Genomic DNA, 24,187 nt, shown 5'->3' with positions numbered 1-24,187 from the left:
CGTCACATTTTCATTGGAATAATGACGCAAAAAAAGCCGGGTAAGCGCTAGCGCTTACCCGGCCTACTTTTGAGCCATTTGTAGGCCCGGTCAGCGTAAGCGCCACCGGGCAAAACGGCGATTACAGCAGTTCTTTCGCCTTAGCGACCACGTTCTCAACGGTGAAGCCGAACTCTTCGAACAGCTGTTCTGCCGGAGCAGACTCACCGAAGGTGGTCATACCGACGATAGCGCCGTTCAGGCCCACGTATTTGAACCAGTAGTCAGCGATACCCGCTTCCACCGCCACGCGAGCGGAAACCGCTTTAGGCAGTACGGATTCACGGTAAGCCGCATCCTGCTTGTCGAACGCATCGGTAGACGGCATGGAGACCACGCGCGCTTTCACGCCTTCGGCAGTCAGTTTTTCCCATGCTGCTACAGCCAGTTCAACTTCAGAACCGGTCGCGATGAAGATCAGCTCAGGCTGGCCCGCGCAATCTTTCAGCACGTAGCCACCGCGGGCGATGTTTGCCAGCTGCTCAGGGGTACGCTCCTGCTGCGCCAGGTTCTGACGGGAGAGGATCAGTGCGGTCGGGCCGTCCTGACGCTCAACGCCGTATTTCCACGCCACCGCAGATTCAACCTGGTCACATGGACGCCATGTGCTCATGTTCGGGGTTACGCGCAGGGAAGCTACCTGCTCTACCGGCTGGTGAGTTGGACCATCTTCGCCCAGACCGATGGAGTCATGGGTGTAGACCATCACCTGACGCTGTTTCATCAGCGCAGCCATACGCACAGCATTACGTGCATATTCCACGAACATCAGGAAAGTAGAGGTGTATGGCAGGAAACCACCGTGCAGAGCGATACCGTTCGCGATAGCGGTCATACCGAACTCACGTACACCGTAATGGATGTAGTTACCGGCAGTGTCTTCGTTGATTGGCTTAGAACCAGACCACAGGGTCAGGTTAGAAGGCGCCAGGTCAGCGGAGCCGCCCAGGAATTCTGGAAGCAGCGGACCGAACGCTTCAATCGCATTCTGAGATGCTTTACGGCTGGCGATTTTTGACGGGTTCGCCTGCAGCTTCGCGATGAATTCGTTGGCTTTCGCGTCGAAGTCAGACGGCATATCGCCTTTCATACGACGGGTGAATTCAGCCGCTTCCTGTGGGAACGCCTTCGCATAGGCAGCGAATTTCTCGTTCCAGGCCGCTTCTTTCGCCTGGCCCACTTCTTTAGCATCCCACTGAGCATAGATCTCAGACGGGATTTCGAAGGCAGGGTGTTTCCAGCCCAGTGCTTCACGGGTCAGTGCGATTTCCGCGTCGCCCAGCGGTGCGCCGTGGGAGTCATGGGTGCCCGCTTTGTTCGGAGAACCGAAGCCGATGATGGTTTTGCACATCAGCAGGGACGGTTTGTCGGTGACTGCGCGAGCTTCTTCTACTGCACGTTTAATCGAGTCAGCATCGTGGCCATCAACACCACGCACAACGTGCCAGCCGTAGGCTTCGAAACGTGCGGCGGTGTCGTCGGTGAACCAGCCTTCAACGTGACCGTCGATGGAGATACCGTTGTCGTCGTAGAACGCCACCAGTTTGCCCAGCTTCAGGGTACCAGCCAGGGAGCACACTTCGTGAGAAATACCTTCCATCATGCAGCCGTCGCCCAGGAAAGCGTAGGTGAAGTGGTCAACGATGTCATGGCCAGGACGGTTGAACTGCGCCGCCAGGGTCTTCTCGGCAATCGCCATACCCACAGCGTTAGCAATGCCCTGACCCAGCGGGCCGGTGGTGGTTTCTACGCCAGCGGTGTAGCCCACTTCCGGGTGACCTGGAGTTTTGGAGTGCAGCTGACGGAAGTTTTTCAGCTCTTCGATTGGCAGATCGTAGCCGGTGAGGTGCAGCAGGCTGTAGATCAGCATAGAGCCGTGGCCGTTAGACAGCACGAAACGGTCGCGGTCAGCCCATGCCGGGTTCTGCGGGTTGTGGTTAAGGAAATCACGCCACAGGACTTCGGCGATATCAGCCATACCCATAGGGGCACCCGGGTGGCCGGATTTGGCTTTCTGTACTGCGTCCATGCTCAGCGCACGAATAGCATTAGCAAGCTCTTTACGTGAGGACATTTTAACTCCAGATCGGACTGTTAAAGGCCATGCCCTTGACGACAGCGCGTTTTGGGCTACGCCGGAAAAAAGTGCCAACAATGTAACCCAAGCCGCAGGGCATGTACATGGACCATTCTTTTGCAGCTTAAGAAATCTCTGGATCATGCTCGCATGTTGCGCAATCTGCTCGCCCGCGCCTGTAGATATTCCTTATACTTATCCCGCCCCGGCTTCGTTGCGGGGGCACTTTTCGGATTTTATTCAGTTTAACGAGTACGGAAGCAACCTCATGAAAATGCGTGCAATAGTGCTGGCCCTGGGTACAACGCTCGTGCTGAGCGGCTGTCAGAATATGGACTCTAACGGTCTGATGACCTCAGGTGCAGAAGCCTTTCAGGCCTACTCCCTGAGCGACGCGCAGGTTAAAGCGCTGAGCGATCAGGCCTGTAAAGATATGGACGGAAAAGCCACGCTTGCGCCGGCTGACAGTACCTACACACAGCGTCTGAATAAGATTGCTTCCGCGCTCGGCGATAACATCAACGGCCAGCCGGTGAACTACAAGGTTTACATGGCGAAAGACGTCAACGCCTTCGCGATGGCTAACGGCTGTATCCGCGTCTACAGCGGGCTGATGGATATGATGACCGACAACGAAGTGGAAGCGGTTATCGGCCATGAAATGGGTCACGTTGCGCTCGGCCACGTGAAGAAAGGGATGCAGGTTGCCTTAGGCACCAACGCCATTCGCGCGGCGGCGGCCTCTGCGGGCGGCATCGTTGGCAGCCTGTCCCAGTCGCAGCTTGGTGACGTAGGTGAAAAACTGGTTAACTCCCAGTTCTCGCAGCGTCAGGAGTCCGAAGCGGACGACTACTCCTACGATCTGTTGCGCAAACGCGGTATTAATCCATCCGGTTTAGCCACCAGCTTCGAAAAGCTGGCAAAACTGGAAGCGGGTCGCCAGAGCTCCATGTTTGACGATCACCCGGCCTCAGAAGCGCGCGCGCAGCATATTCGCGACCGAATGGCCGCTGACGGAATTAAATAATTTTGGAAGGAGGCAATTTTGCCTCCTTTTTATTTCGCATGAATTGCTAACTAAATCGCACGTATCGGTAACACCTCTGAAAGCCCCGTCAAATCTACCCTTTCCGGCTGAAACGTCTGGTCACATATTTATTGCAATCGTTAATCTTTCCGGTAATTATCAAACGCGCAGTAATTCAATTTAATATATTAAGACAGAGACGTTCCCTCCGTGAAAAAAGAATTATCGTTAATTGCTTTAAGTTTATTCGCCGCATTACCCGCCGCTGCAAGCCAGCAATCTGACAGCAAGGGTTTTATCGACGACAGCCATTTAGACCTGTTTTTACGCAATGCGTATATCAGCCGTGACTACCATCAGGGCCAGCAGGATAAAGCCGAATGGGGTCAGGGCATCATCGCCACCTTTGAATCCGGCTATACCGAAGGGCTGGTGGGCTTTGGCGTGGACGGTATTGCTCAATACGGCGTGCGCCTGGACGGCGGTCGCGGCAAGAGCGGCGCGGGCGGTATCGACTTCTTTAAACAGGAAGACGATGGCCGGGCCAAATCCGATTTAGCGAAATTTGGCGCTACCGCCAAAATGCGGATCTCGAATACCGTGCTGAGCTACGGTAACCAGCGTCCTGAACTGCCTATCGTTAACGCCGACAGCTCCCGCCTGCTGTTTGAAAGCTACACCGGTGCCATGCTGACCTCGAAAGAGATCGACGGGCTGGAAGTGAACGCCGGTTATTTCACCGACGAGCAGCGTAAAAGCGACGACCGCCACGACAGCGGCCTGAAAAGCCTGACTTTCGGTGGCGCAAGCTACCAGTTCAACGACCAGTTCAGCGGCGCGCTATACGCCTCTCATAACGAAGAGGTGATGGACAAACAGTACCTGGGGCTGAATTTCAAACAGCCGTTCAGCACCGGGCAGCAGCTGGTGCTCGACTTTAACGGCTATAACTCGCGTCTGGACCAGGGCTACGCTGACAGCCTCGACACGGGCCGCAGCAACACCATCTGGAGCCTGGCGGCGAGCTACATCTGGGATATTCACACGTTCAAAGTGGCGTACCAGCAGAGCAGCGGCAGCACCGGCTACAACTACGGCGGATATCGCGACAAGGGCGGCGTGGGGGACGGCGGCAACACCATCTGGCTGGCGAACTCCTACTGGTCTGATTTTAACGGTGAAGACGAACGCTCATGGCAGGCCTCTTACGGCCTGGACTTCGGCGGACTCGGCCTGCCGGGCCTGAGCTGGACCACCGCCTACGTGCGCGGCGACAACATTAAGACGTCTGAAACCAGCAACGGCAAAGAGCACGAGTGGTTTAACCAGATCCAGTACCAGGTGCAGGACGGCCCGGCGAAAGATCTGAAGCTGAAACTGCGCTACTCCGTGCTGCGCGTCTCCGGCAACGCCAGCGACTATAACGTGGGCGGGGACGAGATCCGCGCCTACGTGGAATACCCGTTTAACGTGTTCTGATAAAACAAGCCGGGTGGTGGCTTCGCCTTACCCGGACTACTGTTTTCTCCCTCTCCCCGTGGGAGAGGGGAAAAAGCTAGTAAAGCGTTTTCTGCGGCGGCCCGGCAAACTTCAGCGCGCCAATCTGACCCATCCGCACTTCCACTACCGACGGTCCCGGCATCGCCAGCGCCTCCGTCATCACGGCTTCAAAATCCTCTGCCCGCTCAACGCTCCACGCCTGCAGGCCAATTGCCTGTGCCAGCAGGGTAAAGTCCGGCGTATGCAGTTCGTTATAATACTGTCGCCCGCCGAAGTACTTATCCTGAATGCCGCGCATCACGCCGTAGCCGCCGTCGTTCATGATCAGCAGCGTCACGTTAGCTTTCTCCTGCGCCAGCGTCGCCAGCTCGCCTAAATTCAGGCTCAGGCCACCGTCGCCCACCAGCCCCACCACCTTGCGCTGCGGGTTGGCAATCGCGGTACCAATCGCCATTGGCAGCCCCATGCCAATCGCCCCGGCAAGTGAGTGAATGTTCATCAGCGGGCCGTTAGCGCGGAACAGACGACTGCCCCACAGGCTGCCGGAAACGGTGATATCGCGCACCAGCAGGCCGTCCTGCGGCAGGGCTTTTTCAATGGCGTCGTTGAGCTTCGCATAGGCGCCGCACTGCTCGCGCAGACCCTGTTCAGCCTGCGAGACCACCAGCTGCACCTGCGCGTCCCACTGGGCGTTGCCCCACTCGCGGCCCTGCGCTTTTTCAGCCAGCGCGCCAAGCAGCGCTGAACAGTCGGCTATCAGCGTGTTGTCCATCAGATAGTTACGGCTCGCCGCCGCCGGGTCGATATCAATCTGCACGCGTGGAGACGGCAACTCCAGCGTCCAGGAGCGGGTTTCGTTGCTGCGCAGGCGAGAACCGGCGACCAGCGCAAAATCACACTGCGCAATCAGCGCCTCAACCGACGGCGAGTTGTGGAACGCCCGCAGGCTGGCACGATGGCCGTCCGGCAGCACGCCGCGCGCGTGGGTGCTGGAGATCACCGTCATGCCCGCATCCGCCAGTTTTTTCACCGCGTCAGCGCTTCCCAGCGCCCCGCCGCCCAGCCACAGCAGCGGCTGTTTAGCCTGCCTGAGCTGCGCCCATAAAGCATCCACCATCGCGGGATCCACGGCTGCAACCGAAGCCGGTTTCACCGGTGCGGTCACCAGAGACAGCGGAATTTTAGCCCCCTGAATATCAATCGGGATTTCCACGGAGACCGGCCCGCACGGCGGCGTCTGCGCCTCCTGAATGGCTTTATGCAGAATCGCTATCGCCTGGCTGGCATTGCTGATGCGGTACGCCCGTTTTGAACTGGCCTTCAGGAAGGTCAGCTGGTCGCGGGTCTCGTGGATAAACCCGATGTCGGCATCCAGCCAGGCCTTCTCAACCTGTCCGGTTAAATGCAGCAGCGGCGTGCAGGCGTTCATCGCCTCCACCAGCGCGCCTACCGCGTTCCCCGCCCCCGCGCCGGTGCTGGTCAGCGCCACGCCGAGGCCGGAAAATCGCCCGTGGGCGTCGGCCATGGTGACGGAACCCGCCTCGCCGCGCGCGGGCACGAAGCGGATTTTGCCCCGCTGCCCTACCGCGTCCGCGATCGGCAGGTTGTGAATGGAGATGACGCCGTAGATGGCCTCAACCTGATACTGCTCCAGCGTTCTGGCGATGGCGTCGCCGACGGTTATCATTTCGCTCATTGCTCACCCTTTCTCAGTCGCACCAGTGGTTGACGCTGTTACCCGTCGCCAGATAAATGCTCTTTTGCTGCATCCAGGCTTTCAGCCCCTGAATGCCCTTTTCGCGGCCCAGACCGCTCTCTTTAAAGCCCCCGAACGGGGTCGAAATCGCAAAAACTTTGTAGGTGTTGATCCACACCGTACCGGCCTCCAGCTGCTCGCTCAGGCGCAGCGCCCGCCCGGTGTCGCGGGTCCAGATCCCTGCCGCCAGGCCGTAAACCGAGTCGTTCGCCTCGCGGATCAACGCCGCTTCATCGCGAAACGGCATCGCCACCAGCACCGGGCCGAAGATCTCCTCCTGGCAGGCGCGGGCGCCGTTCGTCAGCCCTTCGATAATGGTCGGCTGGAAGAAGCTGCCGTTTGCGAGGTCAGGATCCGCCGAGATCTCCCCGCCGCACAGCACCCGGCCCCCCTCGCGCTTCGCCAGCTCGACGTATTCCTGCACGCTCTGGCGATGTTTCTCATTGATCAGCGGCCCAACGTGAACGCCGTCGGTGAAGGGGTGCCCTACGCGCAGCCCGCGAGTTAATTCCAGCAGCCGCGCCATCAGCGGCGCGTACAGGCTTTCGTGGATAAACAGCCGGGACCCGGCGATGCACGCCTGCCCTGCTGAGCTGAAAATGCCGTAGCAGATCCCGCGCGCGGCCTGCTCAACGTCGGCATCCTCCAGCACGATGGTCGGGGATTTACCGCCCAGCTCCAGCGACGCCGGGATCAGCTTTTCCGCAGCCACGTGCGCCAGATGGCGGCCCGTGGCGGTGCCGCCGGTAAAGGAAATTTTTCGCACGCGGGGATGGCGCGCCAGCGCGTCGCCAATCACCGAGCCTTTGCCCGGCAGCACGCTCAGCAGCCCGGCGGGCAGCCCGGCCTGTTCAAAAATGCGCGCCAGCTCCAGCGCCATCAGCGGCGTGGCTTCGGCAGGCTTGAGGATCACCGCGTTCCCGGCGGCGATGGCCGGGGCGACCTTCTGCATCTCGCTGGCAATGGGCGAGTTCCACGGCGTGATGGCCGCCACCACGCCGAGCGGCTCATAGCGGCTTAGCGTCAGCAGATCCGGCTGGCGCGGCGTGGGCAGCTCCCCTTCCAGCAGCTCGCAGGCGGCGGCGAAGTAGCGGGCCGTTCCCGCCGCGCTCATCACCAGCCCGCGCGTCTCCGCCAGAGGCTTGCCGTTATCCCGGCTCTGCATCTGCGCCAGCTCGTCAGCGCGGGACTCAATCAGATCCGCGACCTTGTGCAGGATCTTCGCCCGCACGTGCGGCAGGCTGTTGCGCCAGACGGGATCGCGCCACGCGCGCTCGCCGGCCTCGATCGCGTCGTGCAGATCGTCAAGGTTTGCCGCGTTTAGCGTCGCATTGAGCGACCCGTCAGCCGGGAAGTAGCTCTGCATCGGGTTGCCACCGCCGCGTCGCCACTGGCCGCCGATAAAAATCTTCAGATCGTCCATCGTCACTCCTCAGCTCAGGGCCAGCTCGCGGCAGGCGCGCACCGCGCTGAGTGCCGCCAGGGTGGAGGTTTTAGGGTTAGACGCCAGCGGCAGCCCGCTCAGCTCCAGATGGAATTCGCCAAACAGCCCTTCTACGTGCAGCGTGTGGGTGTTACGTTTCGTTGCCGGGTCAACCATCAGCTGCACGCGGGTTTCATCCATCCCGACGCCGCCGAGCGCCACGGTCGCCGCCACGTTGGCGTTCGCCGGGAACAGGCGCGCCGCCTCGCGGGCGCTGCCTTCGAAGAAGACTTTCGCTTCTGACACTGCGTTAAGGTCGATAAGCTGCTCGGCGTAGCTGCCGCGCCAGCTGGCCGGGCTTTTGCGCGACTGATAGGTGACGCGCTCAAGCCCGCCCTCCTTCGCCGCCGCCAGCCCGTCGATGCCGGCCACCGCCCCGGAAAGCAGCGTCAGCTTTCCGCCCGCCGCGAGCAGGCGCTGCTCCAGCGCGCTGTCCGCCAGCGCGCCGGTGGAAATGACCGCCAGATGCCAGCCGCGACGCAGAATCGCTTCGCCGTACTGCGCAACCGCCTGCTGGCTGGCGCACTCCAGCACCAGATCGGGCGTTTGTGCGCACGCCATCGGCGAGGTCAGCGCCTCGACCGCATCGCCAAACTGATCGCGAATGGCGGCATGGTGAGACGCGCGCGCCACGATCCAGCCGATAGCCACGCCAGCGGGCAGACGCTCAATCACCGCCTGCGCCATGGCGCCATAACCAATTAACATTACCTTTTTCATGATGTGTCCTTACAGATGGCGGCAAAAGCCGCCGGAAACGTCCAGCGCCGCGCCGGTAGTAAACGAGGCCAGCGGCGAGGCGAGGAACAGCAGCGCCTGCGCGGGCTCCTGCGGCTTGCCGAGGCGCGCCATCGGGATGCCGCGTTTGCGCGCGATCTCCGCCGTCCACTCCGGCCAGCTCTGGCTTTTGTCCGCCCGGCTTTCAAAGCGGCGCTGCCACTGGCCGGACTCGACCATACCGAGCAGTATGGAATTGACGCGAATCCCTTTGCTCACCAGCTCTTTCGAGAGCGTCAGCGTCATGTTCAGCAGCGCGGCGCGGGCTGCCGATGTGGCGATCATGTGCTCTTCCGGCTGAAGCGCCAGCAGGGAGTTCACGCAGGTGATGGAGGCGATATCGGACCGTTCCAGCAGCGGCTGAAACGCCTGCACCGGATTAATGACGCCAAACAGTTTAAGTTCGGCTTCGTGCAGCCACGCCTCGCGCGGCGTGTCGCTGAAGTGCGCCACGTAGCCCTGACCGGCGTTGTTGATCAGCATATCCGCCGCGCCAAAGCGCGCCTGCACCGCAACCGCGAAGGCCTGCACCTCGTCGGCAGTCAGCACGTCGCAGCGGTAAGAGAAAATCTCCCCGTCGGGATAGTCGTTTTGCAGCGTCGCATGGGCGCTGGCGAGCCGGTCCGGGTCGCGACCGCAGAAGGCGACTTTCGCCCCTTCGCCCAGCAGCAGGCGCAGCGTTTCAAAGCCAATGCCGGACGAACCGCCGGTAACGACCGCTACGCGGCCGTCAATGTGTGCATTCATCGCGCACCTCTTCGTTAATGCGTAAAAGCTGTTGATTAAAAAACGCGTCGTTATCGAGATAGCTCGCGTGTCCGGCCTGGGGAATCGCGGTAAACGGCATGCCGTAGCGCAGCGCCAGCCCCTGTACCAGCTCGGGCTGTGTGATCGCGTCCTGCTCGCCGCACCAGACTTCAAATTGACCGGCGTAACGCTTAAGCCAGCCGTGAATGTCGTCATGCGCCAGCATCCACGCGGCAGCGAGGTAGCCTTCGGGGCGCAGCCTGCGCATGCCCGCCGCGACGGTGGCGATATCGTCCGGGCGCGCGCCGGGGCGCAGCAGCTTCGCGGCGCGGGTCTGCGCGAGGATGTCGCCGCCGAGCGCCATCTGCTGCTCGCGATTACGCCAGACCTGCTCCCGCTGCGCCGGCGCGGCATTACCGTAGCCCTGCGCGGCGTCCGCCAGCACCAGATGAATAACGCGTTCAGGGAACTTCGCCGCAAACGCGCTGGCCACCAGCGCCCCCAGGGAATGGCCCACCAGCACCGCCTGCCAGACACCGGCGCGGTCGAGCATCGCCGCCAGCGCGTCGGCGTAATCTCCCGCGTTAGCCCGCTCAACCGCCAGCATCGGGCTTTCGCCGTAACCGGGCATGTCCCACGCCAGCACGCGAAAACCGTTCAGCGCCATCTGCTTGTGCCAGGACGCAGCGCCAGAGCTGATCCCGTGCAGCATCATCAGCGGGATGCCGCTTCCCTGTTCACGAAAACCCGTCATGTCGCCCCCTTAGTTCCGCTTCACTTTTGAGAGCGGATGATCGGAGGGATAGGTAGGGATTTCCGGCTTGTTGGTTCCCAGCATGACGCACATCAGCGCCTCTTCTTCCCCGTGGTTAAACAGGCCGCGATAGATGCCCGGCGGGACGGAGATCAGGTCACGCTCGCGCAGCACGGTTTCGGTGTAGTTGTCGCCGTCCTGGATCATCAGCGTGATCTGCCCTTTGAGCATGAAGAACACCTCCTCCACGTCGTCGTGCAGGTGCAGCGGCCCTTCGCACTTCGACGGCAGCACCATGGTGGAGAAGGTAAAATGGTCCGCCTGCACGGTATTGGTGTCGTTCGCCACGCCGGTTGCGCCGGTGCCGATGTAGCGCATCTGCGCCCGGCGGTATTTCGGGTCAAAATCGGCCTGGAACTTCAGCGCGTTCCAGTCGTATTTACGGCCTTCGAAGCGCGCGATGCGCGACTCGACCCACTCTTCCATCGTCAGGTGGTCAGGTTTGATGCCTGTTTTGTTGGTTACGGTTGAATCAGTCATGACACTCTCCTCAGTAACGTCTCAGCAGCGGCAGTAACAGGACGCAGCCCACCGCCGCCATCACCGCCAGAAAAATCAGCCCGGAATCCATGCTGTGGGTGAAGGCGATCAGCGCGCCCATCACCGCCGGCGACAGCGCGCCCGCAAAGTTTCCCAGCCCGTTGAAAATGCCGCCCGCCGTGGCGCTCACCCGGGGATGGGTGGCCTTCGCCAGCAGGGCGAAAATGTTGGGTGCGCCGGTGCCCCACATAAAGGTGCTGAAGCTCATCGCCGCGATGATGGCAAGCGGGGTGTCGAGGTGCATCACCGCCGCCAGCCCGATGGCCGCCCCCGCCATGGAGATAAAGCAGGCCGCCGCGCGCTTATCGACCCGGTCAGAGAGCCACGCGCCAATCACCTCGCCCGCCAGCATGGCGATGAACGGCATCGACGACAGCCAGCCCGCGTGCTCCAGATGAATGCCTTTGCCCTTGATGAGATAGCCCGGCAGCCAGCCATTGATGCCCCACAGGTAGGTCAGAAAGGCGATGTTAAAGATGCAGATGATCCAGAAGTGCGGGCTGACAAACAGCTCGCGCCGCGCCGCGCGCCGCTCGTCCTGAGACGCCTGCGAGGTACCGGGTTTTGCTTCCAGACGGATCCCGCGCAGGCCAACGCGCACAAAGATAAGCACCGGCACGGTCAGCATTGCCATGACAAAGAAGGTGCTCTGCCAGCCGAAGGTGTTCAGCAGCCAGAGGGAGAGCGGGAAGCCAATTGCCGCCCCTACCGGCGTGCCCAGCAGCCACAGCATGGTGGCGCGCGCCTGTAAATGCTGCGGGAAGTTGTGGCGCACGATGGCGAAAGCCAGCGGGAACAGCGGTCCTTCCGCCACGCCCAGCAGGATGCGCAGGACGATCATTAGCGTGTAGTTATGGGTAAAACCCATCGCCACCATCAGCACGCACCAGATCGCCATCATCCCGGTGAGCAGGCGCAGCGGCGCGATTTTGTCGCCTAAACCGCTCAAAAATACCGACGAAAAGCCGTAGCTCAGCAGGAAGGCGCTCATCAGAATGCCGAGGCGCGTGGTGTCAAAATCGATGCCCATCGCCTGCTGGAAATGGCCGTCGGAAAAGAGCGCCGCGATGCTGATTTTGTCGAAAAACGCCAGCAGCACGCAGGCCAGCAGCGACAGCGGGATGGCCCAGCGCACCGCTTTTTCAGGCGTGCGGGTTCCCTCACCGCTCGCCTCAACGGGCGCGGTGTTGGTCTCTAATGTGGTCATGTCTCCCCCTACGGGTGCGGGTTAGCTATCGCAATGACATCAGTGAAAAAGCCGGATCGGCGAGCGGTACGTCCGACAGGTCCCGCCCCGCCGCCATCCAGCGCTTCGCCAGCTTGACGGTGCGCGCATCGTTGAACGCCACCAGCTGCGTTAGCCGACCGTTGTCGTCCAGCGAGAAATACAGCGCCTCTTCACGCACTATCGTTCGGCTGCCCGGCTGCGGAATGCCGAGGATCTGGATGTTGTGCTGATATTGATCCGACCACAGCCACGGCGCGTCGTCGTAGCCTGGCGCCTCGGGGTTAAGCATGGCTTTCGCCGTCGCCACTGCCTGATTCTGCGCGAAGGCCCAGGACTGGATGCACAGGCCGTAGTGATGGTGCTGCGCCACGTCGCCTGCGGCAAAGATGAACGGATCGGACGTGCGCCCCTGGGCGTCCACCACGATCCCCCGCTCGGAGCGAAGTCCCGCATCGCGCGCCAGCTCAAGATTGAGATCGACACCGATCCCCACCACCACCGCGTCAAAGGTTTCGCGCTGGCCGTCGCAGTGGATGACCGGCAGGCCGTTATCGTCCTCCAGCTCCAGCGCGCCGCAGCCGGTACGGATATCCACCCCCTGCTCGCGATGGATAGCCTCTAAGCGCTGCGACACCTCGCCGCTCACCGAGCGCATGCACAGCGCGGGCTGCTGCTCGAACAGCGTGACCGCTACGCCGCTTTTGCGTGCGGAAGCGGCAATCTCAAGGCCGATCCAGCCGCCGCCGACAATCGCCAGTCTTTTACTTTCCGTCAGACGCGCCTTCAGGCGCTGCGCATCCTGCCAGTGGCGCAGAGTGTAGACCTGCGGATGCGCCGCCCACGCCTGCGAAGGCAGGCGCGCCCGCCCGCCGGTGGCCATTAAAAGAATGTTGTAACTAAGACGTTCGCCGTTGCTTAAACGCACGGTTTTCGCTTCACGATCGACTGATTCAGCACGCAGCGGGCGGTACCAGGTCAGGTTCAGCGCCTGCTGTGCTTCTTCGCTAAACAGCCGCGGGAGCGCCGCGTCCGGCTCCAGCAGAGACGCTTTCGACAGCGGCGGACGTTCGTAGAAATCCCACTCCTCTTCCGCCACCACGCAGATCTCGCCGTCGAAGCCCTCGTCGCGCAGGGTTTTCGCCGCCCAGCCACCCGCCTGACCGCCACCGATAATGACAATGCGCGACGTCATACCGCCTCCGGCTTTTTCTGCTGGCGGCGCGTGTCGTGGTCAATCCCGCCTTCTACCGCCCATTCGGTAAAGGAGACCAGGGAGTGCTCCAGCTCGCGCGGCTGCCAGTTTTCGGTCAGATAGTCGTCGTTGGTGTAATACTCAAACGCGCCGCCGGTCGGGCTATTGACGTACCAGAAATAGGCCGACGACACCGGATGGCGGCCCGGCCCGATAAAGGTGCTCCATTCATTTTTATTCATCGCGATACCGCCGCCGATCACCTCGTGGATGTCGCGCACGGTGAAGGCCACGTGGTTGAGGCCGCGCCTGCGGTTCGGCAGTTGCAGCAGGAACAGGTTGTGATGTCCGCCGCGCACCCCGCAGCGCAGGAACACGGCGCGGTTGATGTAGCGGTCCGAAACCTGGAAGCCGAGCACCTCGCGGTAGAATTTTTCCACCGCCGCCAGCTCCTCCACGAAGAACACCACGTGCCCGACGTTGATCGGCTGCGCGCGATCGTAAACCGGGCTGGGCGTGTCGATACGGCGGGCATCGCCCCACTGGTTAATCGGCTCAACGTTCAGCTCCACGTCAGTCTGCTGGCTGACCTGCACACGCAGGGTCATGCCGTTCGGATCGAGACATTCCAGCGCGTCGCCCATTTCGCGAAAGCCGGGCTGCTGCGCCAGCTTCGGGCGCAGCGCGTCGAGATCGGACTGTGCGGCAACCGCCCAGGTCATGCGGCGCAGGGTGTTGCCCGCTTCAAACGCCGGCGGCAGGTCGGGGCTGTCGATGGGGTTCAGCTCCACGCGCGCGCCGCTCAAGGTGGTAAAACGCTGGCCGCTGGCATCGCCCGTCAGGCCAAAATCACGCATAAATTTGGCGCAGTGCGTCAGGTCTTCCACGCCAAATTCCAGCTTTTCAATTCCGGTTACACTCATCGTTCGTTGCCTCATCTGGCCCAAATTGGGCGTAAAACATGCCTGACGCAGTCAAGCGCCTGACGTTAACTCACTGATTTAGCTGGCCTGTGGCAAATAGCCTAAGAAGCCAGAAATTTTATCCGCCGCGAGGCGAACCTCGTTTTGCAACCGCTCGCGGTCGGTCTGCGGGATCTCCTCCGACGGCACCAGAATGCTGACCACCGCCGCCACGCGTCCGCTTCGGTCATACACCGGGTAGACGATGGAGGAGATGCCGTGGCGGAAGAAGGATTCGCCGATGACAAACCCGCGGGCTTTGTCCTGTTGCACCATCTGCCACAGGGCCTCGCGGTCGTGAAGCTGCCCCGGCGTGTTGCCCGGCAGGCGCTCGTGCGGGAACAACTGTTCGAAATCGGCGCGGGTAATATCGGTCAGCAACATGCGGCCCAGCGAGGTGCAGTGCACCGGCAGGCGGGTGCCAATGCTGACCTGATTGATGCGCGACCCGGCGGCACTGACGCGGGCGATGTAGATAATGTCGCGCCCGTCGCGGATCGCCAGATGGCTGCTGCACTGGCTGACGTCGCGCAGCTGCTCAATCACCGGCTGGCCGACCTGCGCCACGTCTAGCGAGGCGATGTACTCAAAGCCGAGACGCAGCACGTTCATGCCCAGCGAAAAGGTATTGGTGCGCGCGTTGCGCTCCAGAAAGCCCATGTACTCCAGCGTCTGCACCACGCGATAGGCGGTCGCCTTCGGCATATCCACCAGCCGGTGCAGCTCGGCAAAGGTCAGATCGCGATGCTGCTCGCCAAAGGCCAACAGCAGCTGTAAACCGCGCTCCAGCCCCGGCACCAGATACTTCACTTCCTGATCGTTTGCCATAATCGCCACACCTTAGTTAAAGACAAAACCGCCGTTGACCGGGATCAGCTGCCCGGTGATAAACCGCGACAGATCGCTTAACAGCCAGACTACGCTGCCGGTGACGTCTTCCGGCTGCTGCGCGCCGGTTAACGCGCGGCCATTCTCGTAGAGCTGATGGCGCTCGGCCGGAACATATTCGGTCGCCTCGACGCGGGTTAACCCCGGCGCGATGGCATTAATGCGTATACGCTTTTCGCCCAGTTCGCGCGCCATTGAGCGGGTCATGGCAATCACGGCGCCCTTACTGGCGACGTAGGCCATCAGGCGCGGCGCGCCCCACAGCGCGGTGTCGGACGCAACGTTCACGATACCCGCGCCCTCGCGCAGCAGCGGCACCGCGGCGCGCGTCACCAGCCAGGTGCCTTTGACGTTGACGCTCATCACCCGATCCCAGAGATCCGGATCGTAATCGAGCATATTTTTGCCGCCGACGCCCGTCGCCATCGCCGCGTTGTTCACCAGGCCATCGATCTGACCCTGCTCGCCAATCGCGCTGAACACCTGCTCAATGGACTGCGGATCGGCCAGATCGATAACGTGCGGTTCGATCGCATAGCCCCGCTCGCTCAGGGCGTGGGCGCTTTCGGCCAGCTCGCCCTTGAGGATGTCGCACATAACCACCGCCGCGCCCTGCTCCGCGCAGGCTTTGGCAAAGTGAAAGCCCAGCCCGCGCGCGGCGCCGGTTATGACGATGCGCTTGCCGCTCAGCAGCCCGTTCATCAGGCGGCTCCCTGCTGTTCTTCGCGCATCGCCAGTTGCTCTTTGGCGGCCTTTTGCATCATGCGGCGCAGGCGCGAGAGGCCGACGTCGTGCTGATACAGGTATTCATGGTCGCGGGCGTTTGGCGCCAGGCTTTCCAGCACCACGCGGTCCTGCTCCAGCACTTCCCAGTGCAGTTTTTCCAGACGGTTGCGGTACATGAAGCGCCACATGTCGCGCTGCCAGCCCTGCACCCGGCGAATGCGCCAGAAGAAGACGCGGCAGTTGTCGTTATCTTCCGGCACCACCATGCCGACGATAAAGAAGTGGCCGCCCGGCCCGAAACGCTTCTTGTACGGAATGGAGAGGCGCATCCAGCAGGTGCCGCTGTTGCCCAGCTCCACCCAGTCAAAGTTGACGCCGCTCTGCCCTTTCTTCTCGAAGATAAAGCCGGTTTTGGTCGGCTGGAGCACCATGTCGGCCTTGCGATCCCCTTCCGCCATTGAGTGCGACGAGGAGTGCAGATAGGTGCCGTGCATCGGGTCCATCACGTTTTCCAGCGCGTACTGGTAATTGCATTTCCACGCGGCGGTGCAGAGGAAGTTGCTGAAGCTGTCCGTATCGGCGAGCTCGTCCGGGAAGGTCAGCTCGTCCGGCTGCTGGTCCGCGGTGACGCCAAACCACAGAAAGATTGCGCCGTGCGCCTCCTGCACGTTGTAGCTGCGCACGCACTGCTGGCCGACCAGCGGACATTTGTCCACGGCGGGCACGTCTTTCACCTCGCCGTTGCCCGCGACCTCCACGCCGTGATACCAGCAGGCAATGCGGTCGCCCAGGTTCCAGCCCATCGACAGGCGTGCGCCGCGGTGCGGACAGCGGTCCTCCAGCGCCTGCACCTGGCCGTCTTTGTTGCGCCAGACCACAATCTGTTCGCCCAGGCGGGTAATGCCCACCGGTGCAGACTGCACCTCCCAGCTCGCCAGCACCGGATACCAGAGGCCGCGCAGACCTTTATCGAGATAGTGTTGTACGGTAGTCGTCATCGCGTTGCCCTCAGTAGCCGTTAACCTGTAAGAATGCCTGGAAGCTGGCCTCGCTCCACGGCTCGCCCTGCTGATCGTGCATGCGCACCGCGTTCAGCCCGTTCACCAGCTCCGGTAAAGTTTCAACTCCCTGCTCGAAGAGATCTTCCAGCGTGGCGATAAGGTTCACTTCCCAGCTTTCCGGCTCGCGGCTGCGGGTCTGCCAGATCAGGTTCTGGTAATCACCCGGCTTATGGATCGCACCGTTACCGCCCTCAGCCGGTGGGGCAAACTGACGGCTTTCCGGCAGCGCCGGGTTGTAGTTCAGGGTGTCGCTCATGCCACGGTCTCCTCGACGAAGGTAATCTGAATCTGGTTTTCAAAAACCCGAACCGGGTAGCGGTTGAGGTTGCGCCCGCCGGGGCCGTGCAGGCACTGACCGGTTTTGACGTCGAATACCGCCTCGTGCAACGGGCATTCCACCTTGCCGTCCTCCACGAAGCCCTGGCTCAGCAGGGCATAGGCGTGGGGGCATACGTCTTCCAGCGCGTAATATTCACCGTCAATCAAATACACGCCGATCTCTTTACCGTCGACGTTGCCGCTAAAAGGGAAATCTTCCTGTACTTGTTCTGCGTCACATACGCCTATCCAGCTCATCACGATCCTCCAGGCTTTTGTTTCATATATGAAACTCTGTTTCTTATTTAATACGGTCAATATAAAAGCGATGAATGTTTCGTCAAGCCGCAATGTGACGAATTTGTTAATCAAACAGCAATTAATTAACTAAGTGTGCAAAGGATCACGAAAAAATGCAGCGATATGAAATTTTCATTATTTCGGTGTGAAAGAATACGATTTATCGATGGCCTTAAATTTTAATAATCAGTGATTGACTTCTTTTCTTTTTGTTCCTTAAAAATAAAAGAAGTGAAAAACATCGTGTTTCACCTGTGAAACTTAATTTTATTTTTTCTTTAATAAACAATGAGTTTCACAGGTGAACCATTTTACCCACGTGATAATCACGCGCATAAAAATAGAAATAAGCAAAAACATAAGGCAGGCGTTATGACGGCAAGATGGCAAGGCACAGTGGCATTGTTATTACTGGTTATTATTTCCTACGTTGACCGGGTGAATATTTCTGTAATGATTTTAAACCCGGAATTTGCTCAGCATTTTCAGCTAAATGAAAACAGAATGTTACAGGGAATGCTTATGACCTGTTTTCTGCTGGGTTATGGATTTTCAGCTTTATTATTAACTCCAGTTATTGAAAGCAAACTCCATTATCGACAGGGATTATTGAGCAGCATAGCGATGTGGGCAGCGGTATGCGCCATTTCACCGCTGCTCGGATCGCTGATGGGCATGCTCGTCGCGCGCACGATCCTGGGGATCGCTGAGGGGCCGCTCTTTTCGCTGAAAACGCGCTTCATCAGCAATCACTTTAGCTCGCAGGAGATCGGCAAACCCAACGCCGTGACCGCGCTGGGCGTCTCGCTCGGGCTGGCCGTGGGCTTTCCGCTGGTAACGTGGCTGATGGCGCATCTCGGCTGGGCCGGGTCGTTTTATGCCCTGGCGGTATTAAATCTGGTGCTGGGTGGCGGCCTTGTCTGGCGCTTCCTGCCCGCGCCGCGGGGTGCGGAGAAAATCAAAAAACCGGGCTTCGCAGAGACGTTTTCGCTGGCCTGGCAAACGCCGCTGCTCGGGTGGATCCTGCTGGTTGAGATTGCCACCCTGAGCTATCTCTGGGGGAGCAGCGCCTGGCTGCCCGCGTGGCTGCGCGACGAGCATCATTTCTCGCTGCACGCCACGGGCATGCTTGCGGCCATTCCCTTCCTGCTGAGTCTGGGCTCGAAGTTCCTCGGCGGGGTGCTGCTCGACAGAATGCGCCCGGAACAGGCACCAATGCTGTTTGTGGTGGGCGGCGCGCTGACGGCGCTGTCCGTGGTCGCGCTGATGCTCAGCCATCAGCCTGCCTGGCTGGCGCTGTTTATGCTCTCGGCGAATATCTTCTGGGGGCTACAGGGGGCGGCTATTCCGGCGGTGATCCAGCATCACGCCGCGCGGGAAGCGGTGGGCAGCGCTTACGGCATTATCAACGGGATCGGCAATATCTGCGCGGCGTTTATTCCGCTGCTGATGGGGATGGTGATGAGGTCGGTAGGGTCAGTCAGCTCAGGCTTTTCGGTGCTGGTCGTCTCGCAGGTAATCACCCTGCTTGCCGGGGGAATGTTGCTGCTGCGCATGCGTCGCGCAGCAGCAATCAGCGCGTAAGGCTTATTCGCCTTTTTTCGCGGCCTGGATGTAGAGCATTTCCAGCGCCAGGGTCGCCGCGGCAAGCGCGGTGATCTCGGACTGGTCATAGGCTGGCGCCACTTCCACCACGTCCATCCCAACGATGTTCAGATCCTTCAGGCCACGCACCAGCTTGATGGCGCGGTCTGACGTCAGGCCGCCAATAACCGGCGTACCGGTACCCGGTGCAAACGCCGGATCCAGGCAGTCGATATCGAAGGTCAGGTATACAGGCATATCGCCGACGATCTGCTTAACCTGAGCCAGAATATCGTCCACGCCGCGATCGTTCACCTGGCCGGCGTCCAGCACGGTGAAACCGTTGTCTTTGTCGAACTCGGTACGGATGCCGATCTGCACGGAGTGGTTCGGATCGATCAGGCCTTCTTTCGGCGCGGTGTAGAACATGGTGCCGTGGTCGAACTCGCAGCCGTTCGCGTAGGTGTCGGTATGCGCATCGAAGTGCACCAGCGCCATTTTACCGAAGTGCTTCGCGTGAGCGCGCAGCAGCGGCAGAGTGACAAAGTGGTCACCGCCGAAGGAGAGCATGCGCTTACCGGCAGCCAGCAGCTTCTCGGCGTGCGCCTGCAGCTTTTCGCTCATCTCACGCGTGTCGCCGAAGGCGTACACCAGGTCACCGCAGTCCACCACGTTCAGGCGCTCGCGCATGTCGAAGTTCCACGGGAAGCGGTTGTGCTCCCAGGCCAGGTTGGTGGAAACCTGGCGGATTGCCGCCGGGCCGTGACGTCCACCCGCACGACCGGAGGTTGCCATGTCGAACGGCACGCCGGTGATCACCCAGTCCGCATCGCTGTCGTACGGCTGGAAGTTCATTGGAAGGCGTAAAAAACCAAACGCGTTAGATACCAGAGAGTTATCGTACTGATGACCTAAAGTGCTCATGTCCTGACCTCTTTTAACGTCGATACATTAAAAACAGATGAAAAAAAATCCCCTCCGCGTCGTTAAACCCGACGAGGAAGGGATTGATTCGTAAATCGCATATTGGGGCGAATTATCGCCGTTAATTCATACGGGTTCAAGTGAGTATAGGGCATTGTGCGGTCTGATGCCCTCACCCCAACCCTCTCCCACCGGGAGAGGGAGTTTTACCTACTCGTCTTCCAGGTAGGTGTACCCGTACAGACCCGCTTCAAACTCTTCCAGGAACTGCTGCTGCAGCGCGTCGTCCAGACCGGTGTTTTTCACCTGGTCGCGGAACTGGGTGAGCAGTTTTTTCGGATCCAGCTGCACGTATTCCAGCATGTCCGCCACGGTGTCCCCTTCGTCGGACAGCTCAACCTCGACGCTGCCGTCAGGGAAGACAAACACGTCAACCGCTTCGGTATCGCCGAACAGGTTGTGCATGTTGCCGAGGATCTCCTGATACGCACCCACCATAAAGAAGCCCAGCATTGGCGGGTTCTCCGGATCGTACTCCGGCATTGGCATCGTCGTTGCGATACCGTCACCGTCAACGTAATGGTCAATCGCGCCGTCAGAGTCACAGGTGATGTCCAGCAGCACTGCGCGACGTTCCGGGGCGTGGTTCAGCCCTTCCAGCGGCAGAACCGGGAACAGCTGGTCGATACCCCAGGCATCCGGCATCGACTGGAACAGGGAGAAGTTGACGTACATTTTGTCCGCCATACGCTCCTGCAACTCGTCGATAATCGGACGATGCGCGCGGTTGCTCGGGTCGAGCTGTTTCTGCACTTCATGGCACATGTTCAGATAGAGCTGCTCCGCCCACGCGCGCTCCTGCAGGCTGAAGGTGCCTGACGAGTAGCCGACGTGGATATCGTGCAGGTCCATCTGGCTGTCGTGCAGCCATTCGCGCAGGGAACGGCGCGTGCCCGGCTCGTGCATCTCCTGCCAGGTTTCCCACATGCTTTGCAGGGAACGCGGGGCATCATCTTGCGGAGGCGTCGCTTCGGTGATTTCGCTGCGCTCAACGCCAATGATATTAGACACCAGCACCGTATGGTGCGCGGTAACCGCGCGGCCGGACTCGGTGATCACCGTCGGGTGCGGCAGGCCGTGCTCTTCACAGGCATCGCCAATCGCCCAGATGATGTTGTTGGCGTATTCGTTCAGGCCGTAGTTCACCGAGCAGTCGGACTGCGAGCGGGTCCCTTCGTAGTCCACGCCCAGGCCGCCGCCCACGTCGAAGCACTGAATATTCACGCCAAGCTTGTGCAACTCAACGTAGAAACGCGCGGACTCACGCACGCCGGTGGCGATGTCGCGGATATTGGCCATCTGCGAGCCGAGGTGGAAGTGCAGCAGCTGAATGCTGTCCAGACGACCGCGCTCGCGCAGGATCTCCACCAACTGCAGCACCTGGTTCGCCGCGAGGCCGAACTTGGATTTTTCACCGCCGGAAGACTGCCATTTACCGGAACCCTGCGACGCCAGACGCGCACGCACGCCGAGGCGTGGGATCACGTTCAGACGCTCGGCCTCTTCCAGCACGATGGCAATTTCGGTCATCTTCTCGATAACCAGATAGACCTTGTGGCCCATCTTCTCGCCAATCAGCGCCAGACGAATGTATTCGCGGTCTTTATAGCCGTTACAGACGATCACCGACCGGGTCATGCCCGCGTGCGCCAGAACCGCCATCAGCTCCGCTTTGGAGCCTGCTTCCAGTCCCAGCGGTTCGCCGGAGTGGATCAGGGATTCGATTACGCGGCGGTGCTGGTTCACCTTGATCGGGTAAACCAGGAAGTAGTCGCCGTTATAGCCGTAGGATTCACGCGCGCGCTTGAACGCGGCGTTAATGGAACGCAGGCGATGTTGCAGGATCTGCGGGAAGCAGAACAGTGCAGGCAAACGCTGGCCCTGCGCTTCACGGGCTTTCACCAGCTTAGCGAGATCCACGCGCGCTTCAGGGACGTCCGGGTCCGGGCAGACGCTGATGTGGCCCAGTTCGTTGACGTCGTAGTAGTTATTGCCCCACCAGGCAATATTGTAAGTGCGCAGCATCTTGCTGGCTTCCTGGGAGCTCATCGCAACCTCCTGCATAGAACGTAGTACACCCTGTTCGCCCGCTGACGAAGGCGAAAAAGAAGACATGTCGTCAGACATAGCGAACCTCAACTCTTTGTATTAAGTGTAAAACAGTTGACTACTATCGCAGCGTTATACGGCGATAACAACCCATAAACGGCTCTGTTTCCCAGCAGAGTATGCTGAAATCCAGACCGTGCGACCGGTTTCTTATTCATATCATTGTAAAACACGTATCCGAACTCTGTATGACAAGGTTCGGCGAAACCACGAGAAAACTCTTGTATTAACAAGAGCGCCCTTGTTCAGTTTTCACAGAGCGTAACCGGCCCTTGAATCCTGAGAAGCGCCGAGATGGGTATAACATCGGCAGGTTTGCAGACTAGAAATGCGGGTTGCGGGAATCAATGGCGCGCCAGAACGGCAGCGCTGAATTAGCGGAAAACGATGGTTCATTATCTCGTATCACCTCCACGGCCGCCTCTGATGAAACGGACCCCAAGCCAAAGCTAACAGTTCACTGCTCAACCCGGCTGGAAGTGGCGACACGATGTATTCATCGAGCGCTGATTTTATATGAGCCGCGCGCCGCGTTTTATACCGAGAAGGGGGCTAAAAAGCAAAACAAAAATACGCGTGTTGCCAGCAGCGTCAGGAAAAATTTCCAGCAACCATTTCAACGCAGTGAGAGATGAATCAAAAAAAACTGGAAATCGGGCGAAGAAGTGACCTAAAATAGCCATCCAGATGTTAATCCATCTATACTGATTAACACTCATACTGCCAGTGTCAAAAACCTGCAGGCCTTGGTAGAATTATCTCCTTTGGCTATTCCACACAGCAGCTTGAGCTAACCAAATTCCTCTTAGGTGAAATAAAACATGGCAAAACACCTGTTTACGTCCGAGTCCGTATCAGAAGGACATCCTGATAAAATTGCTGACCAAATCTCCGATGCGGTGCTGGATGCGATCCTGGCGCAGGATCCTAAAGCGCGCGTAGCGTGTGAAACCTATGTCAAAACCGGCATGGTTCTGGTTGGCGGTGAGATCACCACCAGCGCATGGGTTGATATCGAAGAGATTACCCGTAACACGGTGCGTGAGATCGGCTATGTGCATTCTGATATGGGCTTTGATGCCAACTCCTGCGCTGTGCTGAGCGCGATTGGCAAACAGTCTCCGGACATTAACCAGGGCGTTGACCGTGCCGATCCGCTGGAACAAGGCGCGGGCGACCAGGGCCTGATGTTCGGTTATGCAACCAACGAAACCGACGTGCTGATGCCAGCACCTGTGACCTACGCACACCGTCTGGTGCAGCGTCAGGCTGAAGTGCGTAAAAACGGCACCCTGCCGTGGCTGCGCCCGGATGCGAAAAGCCAGGTCACCTTCCAGTACGACGACGGCAAAATCGTCGGTATTGACGCTGTGGTGCTGTCTACCCAGCATGCCGAAGAGATCGATCAGAAATCCCTGCAGGAAGCAGTGATGGAAGAGATTATCAAGCCGGTACTGCCGACCGAATGGCTGAGCTCAGCAACCAAATTCTTCATCAACCCAACTGGACGCTTTGTTATCGGCGGCCCAATGGGCGACTGCGGCCTGACCGGTCGTAAAATCATCGTTGATACCTACGGCGGCATGGCGCGTCACGGTGGCGGCGCGTTCTCCGGTAAAGATCCGTCTAAAGTTGACCGTTCTGCCGCGTACGCTGCACGTTATGTGGCGAAAAACATCGTTGCTGCCGGCCTGGCCGACCGCTGTGAAATTCAGGTTTCCTACGCTATCGGCGTGGCTGAGCCAACCTCCATCATGGTGGAAACCTTCGGTACTGAAAAAGTGCCTTCAGAACAGCTGACCCTGCTGGTGCGCGAGTTCTTCGACCTGCGTCCATACGGCCTGATTCAGATGCTGGATCTGCTGCACCCAATCTACCAGGAAACCGCTGCATACGGTCACTTTGGTCGTGAACATTTCCCATGGGAAAAAACCGACAAAGCCGCTCTGCTGCGTGAGGCTGCCGGTCTGAAGTAATCGACAGCCGAGAGTATTAAACAGGCCAGCCTTTGTGCTGGCTTTTTTTATGTCGGGGCGCGGCTAAAGCCGCACAACTGAAAGCGATTACACCGCACC

The 24,187-nt window shown here is 59.7% G+C and carries 23 protein-coding genes; 5 read left to right on the top strand and 18 right to left on the bottom strand.

The genetic code is table 11. The annotated features are described in order from the left end of the window. Positions 1 to 121 precede the first annotated feature (121 nt). A complete protein-coding gene (gene tkt, locus IM295_RS03500; protein WP_041908344.1) occupies positions 122 to 2,113 on the bottom strand; it encodes a transketolase in 1,992 nt (663 codons plus the stop codon). Between the two features lie 271 nt (positions 2,114 to 2,384). Here tkt and IM295_RS03495 point away from each other — a divergent pair, with 271 nt between their 5' ends. Together IM295_RS03495 and IM295_RS03490 are read left to right on the top strand one after the other, a co-directional pair. Continuing rightward, complete coding sequence (locus IM295_RS03495; RefSeq protein WP_028014340.1) at positions 2,385 to 3,143, top strand: M48 family metallopeptidase; 759 nt, start codon at positions 2,385 to 2,387, stop codon at positions 3,141 to 3,143. Positions 3,144 to 3,353: 210 nt separating this feature from the next. Further along, positions 3,354 to 4,622: an OprD family outer membrane porin gene (locus IM295_RS03490; RefSeq protein ID WP_193066229.1), complete on the top strand. Its 1,269-nt coding sequence runs from the start codon at positions 3,354 to 3,356 to the stop codon at positions 4,620 to 4,622. A gap of 76 nt (positions 4,623 to 4,698) precedes the next feature. On the opposite strand, the gene IM295_RS03485 is transcribed toward IM295_RS03490, so the two are convergent. The 14 genes from IM295_RS03485 to IM295_RS03420 all read right to left on the bottom strand — a co-directional run bounded on the left by IM295_RS03485 (position 4,699) and on the right by IM295_RS03420 (position 17,393). Next, positions 4,699 to 6,339 (bottom strand): thiamine pyrophosphate-binding protein, encoded by a 1,641-nt coding sequence (locus IM295_RS03485; RefSeq protein ID WP_193066228.1) that lies wholly within the window; start codon positions 6,337 to 6,339, stop codon positions 4,699 to 4,701. A gap of 13 nt (positions 6,340 to 6,352) precedes the next feature. Next, entirely contained in the window at positions 6,353 to 7,822 is a 1,470-nt protein-coding gene (locus IM295_RS03480; RefSeq protein WP_193066227.1) for an aldehyde dehydrogenase, read from the bottom strand. A 9-nt stretch (positions 7,823 to 7,831) separates the two neighbouring features. Further along, the gene (locus IM295_RS03475; RefSeq protein ID WP_041908340.1) at positions 7,832 to 8,602 is read right to left on the bottom strand and encodes an aspartate dehydrogenase; all 771 of its coding nucleotides are present in this window, start codon (positions 8,600 to 8,602) and stop codon (positions 7,832 to 7,834) included. 9 nt (positions 8,603 to 8,611) lie between these two features. Continuing rightward, complete coding sequence (locus IM295_RS03470) at positions 8,612 to 9,406, bottom strand: SDR family oxidoreductase (RefSeq protein WP_193066226.1); 795 nt, start codon at positions 9,404 to 9,406, stop codon at positions 8,612 to 8,614. After that, positions 9,390 to 10,160 carry an alpha/beta fold hydrolase gene (locus IM295_RS03465; protein WP_193066225.1) on the bottom strand — a complete coding sequence of 257 codons (771 nt, stop codon included), beginning with the start codon at positions 10,158 to 10,160 and terminating at the stop codon, positions 9,390 to 9,392. Before IM295_RS03465 ends, IM295_RS03470 begins: the two co-directional genes overlap by 17 nt. Positions 10,161 to 10,169: 9 nt before the next feature. After that, positions 10,170 to 10,700, bottom strand: a complete 531-nt coding sequence (locus tag IM295_RS03460) for a cupin domain-containing protein (RefSeq protein ID WP_017382915.1) — start codon at positions 10,698 to 10,700, stop codon at positions 10,170 to 10,172. A 10-nt stretch (positions 10,701 to 10,710) separates the two neighbouring features. Continuing rightward, the gene (locus tag IM295_RS03455; RefSeq protein ID WP_063155139.1) at positions 10,711 to 11,967 is read right to left on the bottom strand and encodes an MFS transporter; all 1,257 of its coding nucleotides are present in this window, start codon (positions 11,965 to 11,967) and stop codon (positions 10,711 to 10,713) included. 25 nt (positions 11,968 to 11,992) lie between these two features. Beyond that, positions 11,993 to 13,180 carry an NAD(P)/FAD-dependent oxidoreductase gene (locus IM295_RS03450; RefSeq protein WP_193066224.1) on the bottom strand — a complete coding sequence of 396 codons (1,188 nt, stop codon included), beginning with the start codon at positions 13,178 to 13,180 and terminating at the stop codon, positions 11,993 to 11,995. Next, a complete protein-coding gene (locus tag IM295_RS03445; protein WP_193066223.1) occupies positions 13,177 to 14,103 on the bottom strand; it encodes a VOC family protein in 927 nt (308 codons plus the stop codon). Before IM295_RS03445 ends, IM295_RS03450 begins: the two co-directional genes overlap by 4 nt. A 78-nt stretch (positions 14,104 to 14,181) precedes the next feature. Then, on the bottom strand, positions 14,182 to 14,970 hold the full coding sequence (locus tag IM295_RS03440) for an IclR family transcriptional regulator (RefSeq protein ID WP_193066222.1): 789 nt from the start codon (positions 14,968 to 14,970) through the stop codon (positions 14,182 to 14,184). Positions 14,971 to 14,982: 12 nt separating this feature from the next. Next, entirely contained in the window at positions 14,983 to 15,732 is a 750-nt protein-coding gene (locus IM295_RS03435) for an SDR family oxidoreductase (RefSeq protein WP_003860050.1), read from the bottom strand. Next, positions 15,732 to 16,754 carry an aromatic ring-hydroxylating dioxygenase subunit alpha gene (locus IM295_RS03430; RefSeq protein ID WP_028014352.1) on the bottom strand — a complete coding sequence of 341 codons (1,023 nt, stop codon included), beginning with the start codon at positions 16,752 to 16,754 and terminating at the stop codon, positions 15,732 to 15,734. Before IM295_RS03430 ends, IM295_RS03435 begins: the two co-directional genes overlap by 1 nt. A gap of 10 nt (positions 16,755 to 16,764) precedes the next feature. Beyond that, complete coding sequence (locus tag IM295_RS03425) at positions 16,765 to 17,073, bottom strand: recombinase-like helix-turn-helix domain-containing protein (RefSeq protein WP_028014353.1); 309 nt, start codon at positions 17,071 to 17,073, stop codon at positions 16,765 to 16,767. Further along, positions 17,070 to 17,393, bottom strand: coding sequence for a non-heme iron oxygenase ferredoxin subunit (locus IM295_RS03420; protein WP_003860044.1), 324 nt, complete (start codon positions 17,391 to 17,393; stop codon positions 17,070 to 17,072). Before IM295_RS03420 ends, IM295_RS03425 begins: the two co-directional genes overlap by 4 nt. A 414-nt stretch (positions 17,394 to 17,807) precedes the next feature. Here IM295_RS03420 and IM295_RS03415 point away from each other — a divergent pair, with 414 nt between their 5' ends. Then, positions 17,808 to 19,019, top strand: a complete 1,212-nt coding sequence (locus IM295_RS03415; protein WP_193066221.1) for an MFS transporter — start codon at positions 17,808 to 17,810, stop codon at positions 19,017 to 19,019. A 3-nt stretch (positions 19,020 to 19,022) separates the two neighbouring features. Here IM295_RS03415 and speB read toward each other — a convergent pair whose 3' ends face one another. From speB to yqgB, 3 genes are all read right to left on the bottom strand, one after another. Continuing rightward, positions 19,023 to 19,943 (bottom strand): agmatinase, encoded by a 921-nt coding sequence (gene speB / locus IM295_RS03410; RefSeq protein WP_193066220.1) that lies wholly within the window; start codon positions 19,941 to 19,943, stop codon positions 19,023 to 19,025. A gap of 210 nt (positions 19,944 to 20,153) precedes the next feature. Next, on the bottom strand, positions 20,154 to 22,130 hold the full coding sequence (gene speA, locus IM295_RS03405; protein ID WP_028014361.1) for a biosynthetic arginine decarboxylase: 1,977 nt from the start codon (positions 22,128 to 22,130) through the stop codon (positions 20,154 to 20,156). Positions 22,131 to 22,138: 8 nt separating this feature from the next. Continuing rightward, positions 22,139 to 22,270, bottom strand: coding sequence for an acid stress response protein YqgB (gene yqgB / locus IM295_RS03400; protein ID WP_139795425.1), 132 nt, complete (start codon positions 22,268 to 22,270; stop codon positions 22,139 to 22,141). Positions 22,271 to 22,459: 189 nt separating this feature from the next. On the opposite strand from yqgB, the gene IM295_RS23220 reads away from it, so the two are divergent. Continuing rightward, positions 22,460 to 22,747: a hypothetical protein gene (locus IM295_RS23220; RefSeq protein ID WP_253956797.1), complete on the top strand. Its 288-nt coding sequence runs from the start codon at positions 22,460 to 22,462 to the stop codon at positions 22,745 to 22,747. Between the two features lie 186 nt (positions 22,748 to 22,933). Further along, positions 22,934 to 24,088 (top strand): methionine adenosyltransferase, encoded by a 1,155-nt coding sequence (gene metK / locus IM295_RS03385; protein WP_041908329.1) that lies wholly within the window; start codon positions 22,934 to 22,936, stop codon positions 24,086 to 24,088. Positions 24,089 to 24,187 lie beyond the last annotated feature (99 nt).

Origin of the sequence: Enterobacter cloacae complex sp. P14RS (genome assembly GCF_014895895.1) — a bacterium.
GTDB lineage: Bacteria > Pseudomonadota > Gammaproteobacteria > Enterobacterales > Enterobacteriaceae > Enterobacter > Enterobacter bugandensis.
The sequence above is the reverse complement of the archived record's forward strand: the minus strand, read 5'-3'. Positions and strand labels throughout refer to the sequence as shown.

Bases quoted from the DNA above. Each gene is read 5' to 3' on its own strand.
- tkt (WP_041908344.1), bottom strand. From the start codon at position 2,113: ATGTCCTCACGTAAAGAGCTTGCTAATGCTATTCGTGCGCTGAGCATG.
- IM295_RS03495 (WP_028014340.1), top strand. From the start codon at position 2,385: ATGAAAATGCGTGCAATAGTGCTGGCCCTGGGTACAACGCTCGTGCTG.
- IM295_RS03485 (WP_193066228.1), bottom strand. From the start codon at position 6,339: ATGAGCGAAATGATAACCGTCGGCGACGCCATCGCCAGAACGCTGGAG.
- IM295_RS03480 (WP_193066227.1), bottom strand. From the start codon at position 7,822: ATGGACGATCTGAAGATTTTTATCGGCGGCCAGTGGCGACGCGGCGGT.
- IM295_RS03475 (WP_041908340.1), bottom strand. From the start codon at position 8,602: ATGAAAAAGGTAATGTTAATTGGTTATGGCGCCATGGCGCAGGCGGTG.
- IM295_RS03470 (WP_193066226.1), bottom strand. From the start codon at position 9,406: ATGAATGCACACATTGACGGCCGCGTAGCGGTCGTTACCGGCGGTTCG.
- IM295_RS03465 (WP_193066225.1), bottom strand. From the start codon at position 10,160: ATGACGGGTTTTCGTGAACAGGGAAGCGGCATCCCGCTGATGATGCTG.
- IM295_RS03460 (WP_017382915.1), bottom strand. From the start codon at position 10,700: ATGACTGATTCAACCGTAACCAACAAAACAGGCATCAAACCTGACCAC.
- IM295_RS03455 (WP_063155139.1), bottom strand. From the start codon at position 11,967: ATGACCACATTAGAGACCAACACCGCGCCCGTTGAGGCGAGCGGTGAG.
- IM295_RS03450 (WP_193066224.1), bottom strand. From the start codon at position 13,180: ATGACGTCGCGCATTGTCATTATCGGTGGCGGTCAGGCGGGTGGCTGG.
- IM295_RS03445 (WP_193066223.1), bottom strand. From the start codon at position 14,103: ATGAGTGTAACCGGAATTGAAAAGCTGGAATTTGGCGTGGAAGACCTG.
- IM295_RS03440 (WP_193066222.1), bottom strand. From the start codon at position 14,970: ATGGCAAACGATCAGGAAGTGAAGTATCTGGTGCCGGGGCTGGAGCGC.
- IM295_RS03435 (WP_003860050.1), bottom strand. From the start codon at position 15,732: ATGAACGGGCTGCTGAGCGGCAAGCGCATCGTCATAACCGGCGCCGCG.
- IM295_RS03430 (WP_028014352.1), bottom strand. From the start codon at position 16,754: ATGACGACTACCGTACAACACTATCTCGATAAAGGTCTGCGCGGCCTC.
- IM295_RS03425 (WP_028014353.1), bottom strand. From the start codon at position 17,073: ATGAGCGACACCCTGAACTACAACCCGGCGCTGCCGGAAAGCCGTCAG.
- IM295_RS03420 (WP_003860044.1), bottom strand. From the start codon at position 17,393: ATGAGCTGGATAGGCGTATGTGACGCAGAACAAGTACAGGAAGATTTC.
- IM295_RS03415 (WP_193066221.1), top strand. From the start codon at position 17,808: ATGACGGCAAGATGGCAAGGCACAGTGGCATTGTTATTACTGGTTATT.
- speB (WP_193066220.1), bottom strand. From the start codon at position 19,943: ATGAGCACTTTAGGTCATCAGTACGATAACTCTCTGGTATCTAACGCG.
- speA (WP_028014361.1), bottom strand. From the start codon at position 22,130: ATGTCTGACGACATGTCTTCTTTTTCGCCTTCGTCAGCGGGCGAACAG.
- yqgB (WP_139795425.1), bottom strand. From the start codon at position 22,270: ATGAATAAGAAACCGGTCGCACGGTCTGGATTTCAGCATACTCTGCTG.
- IM295_RS23220 (WP_253956797.1), top strand. From the start codon at position 22,460: ATGGCGCGCCAGAACGGCAGCGCTGAATTAGCGGAAAACGATGGTTCA.
- metK (WP_041908329.1), top strand. From the start codon at position 22,934: ATGGCAAAACACCTGTTTACGTCCGAGTCCGTATCAGAAGGACATCCT.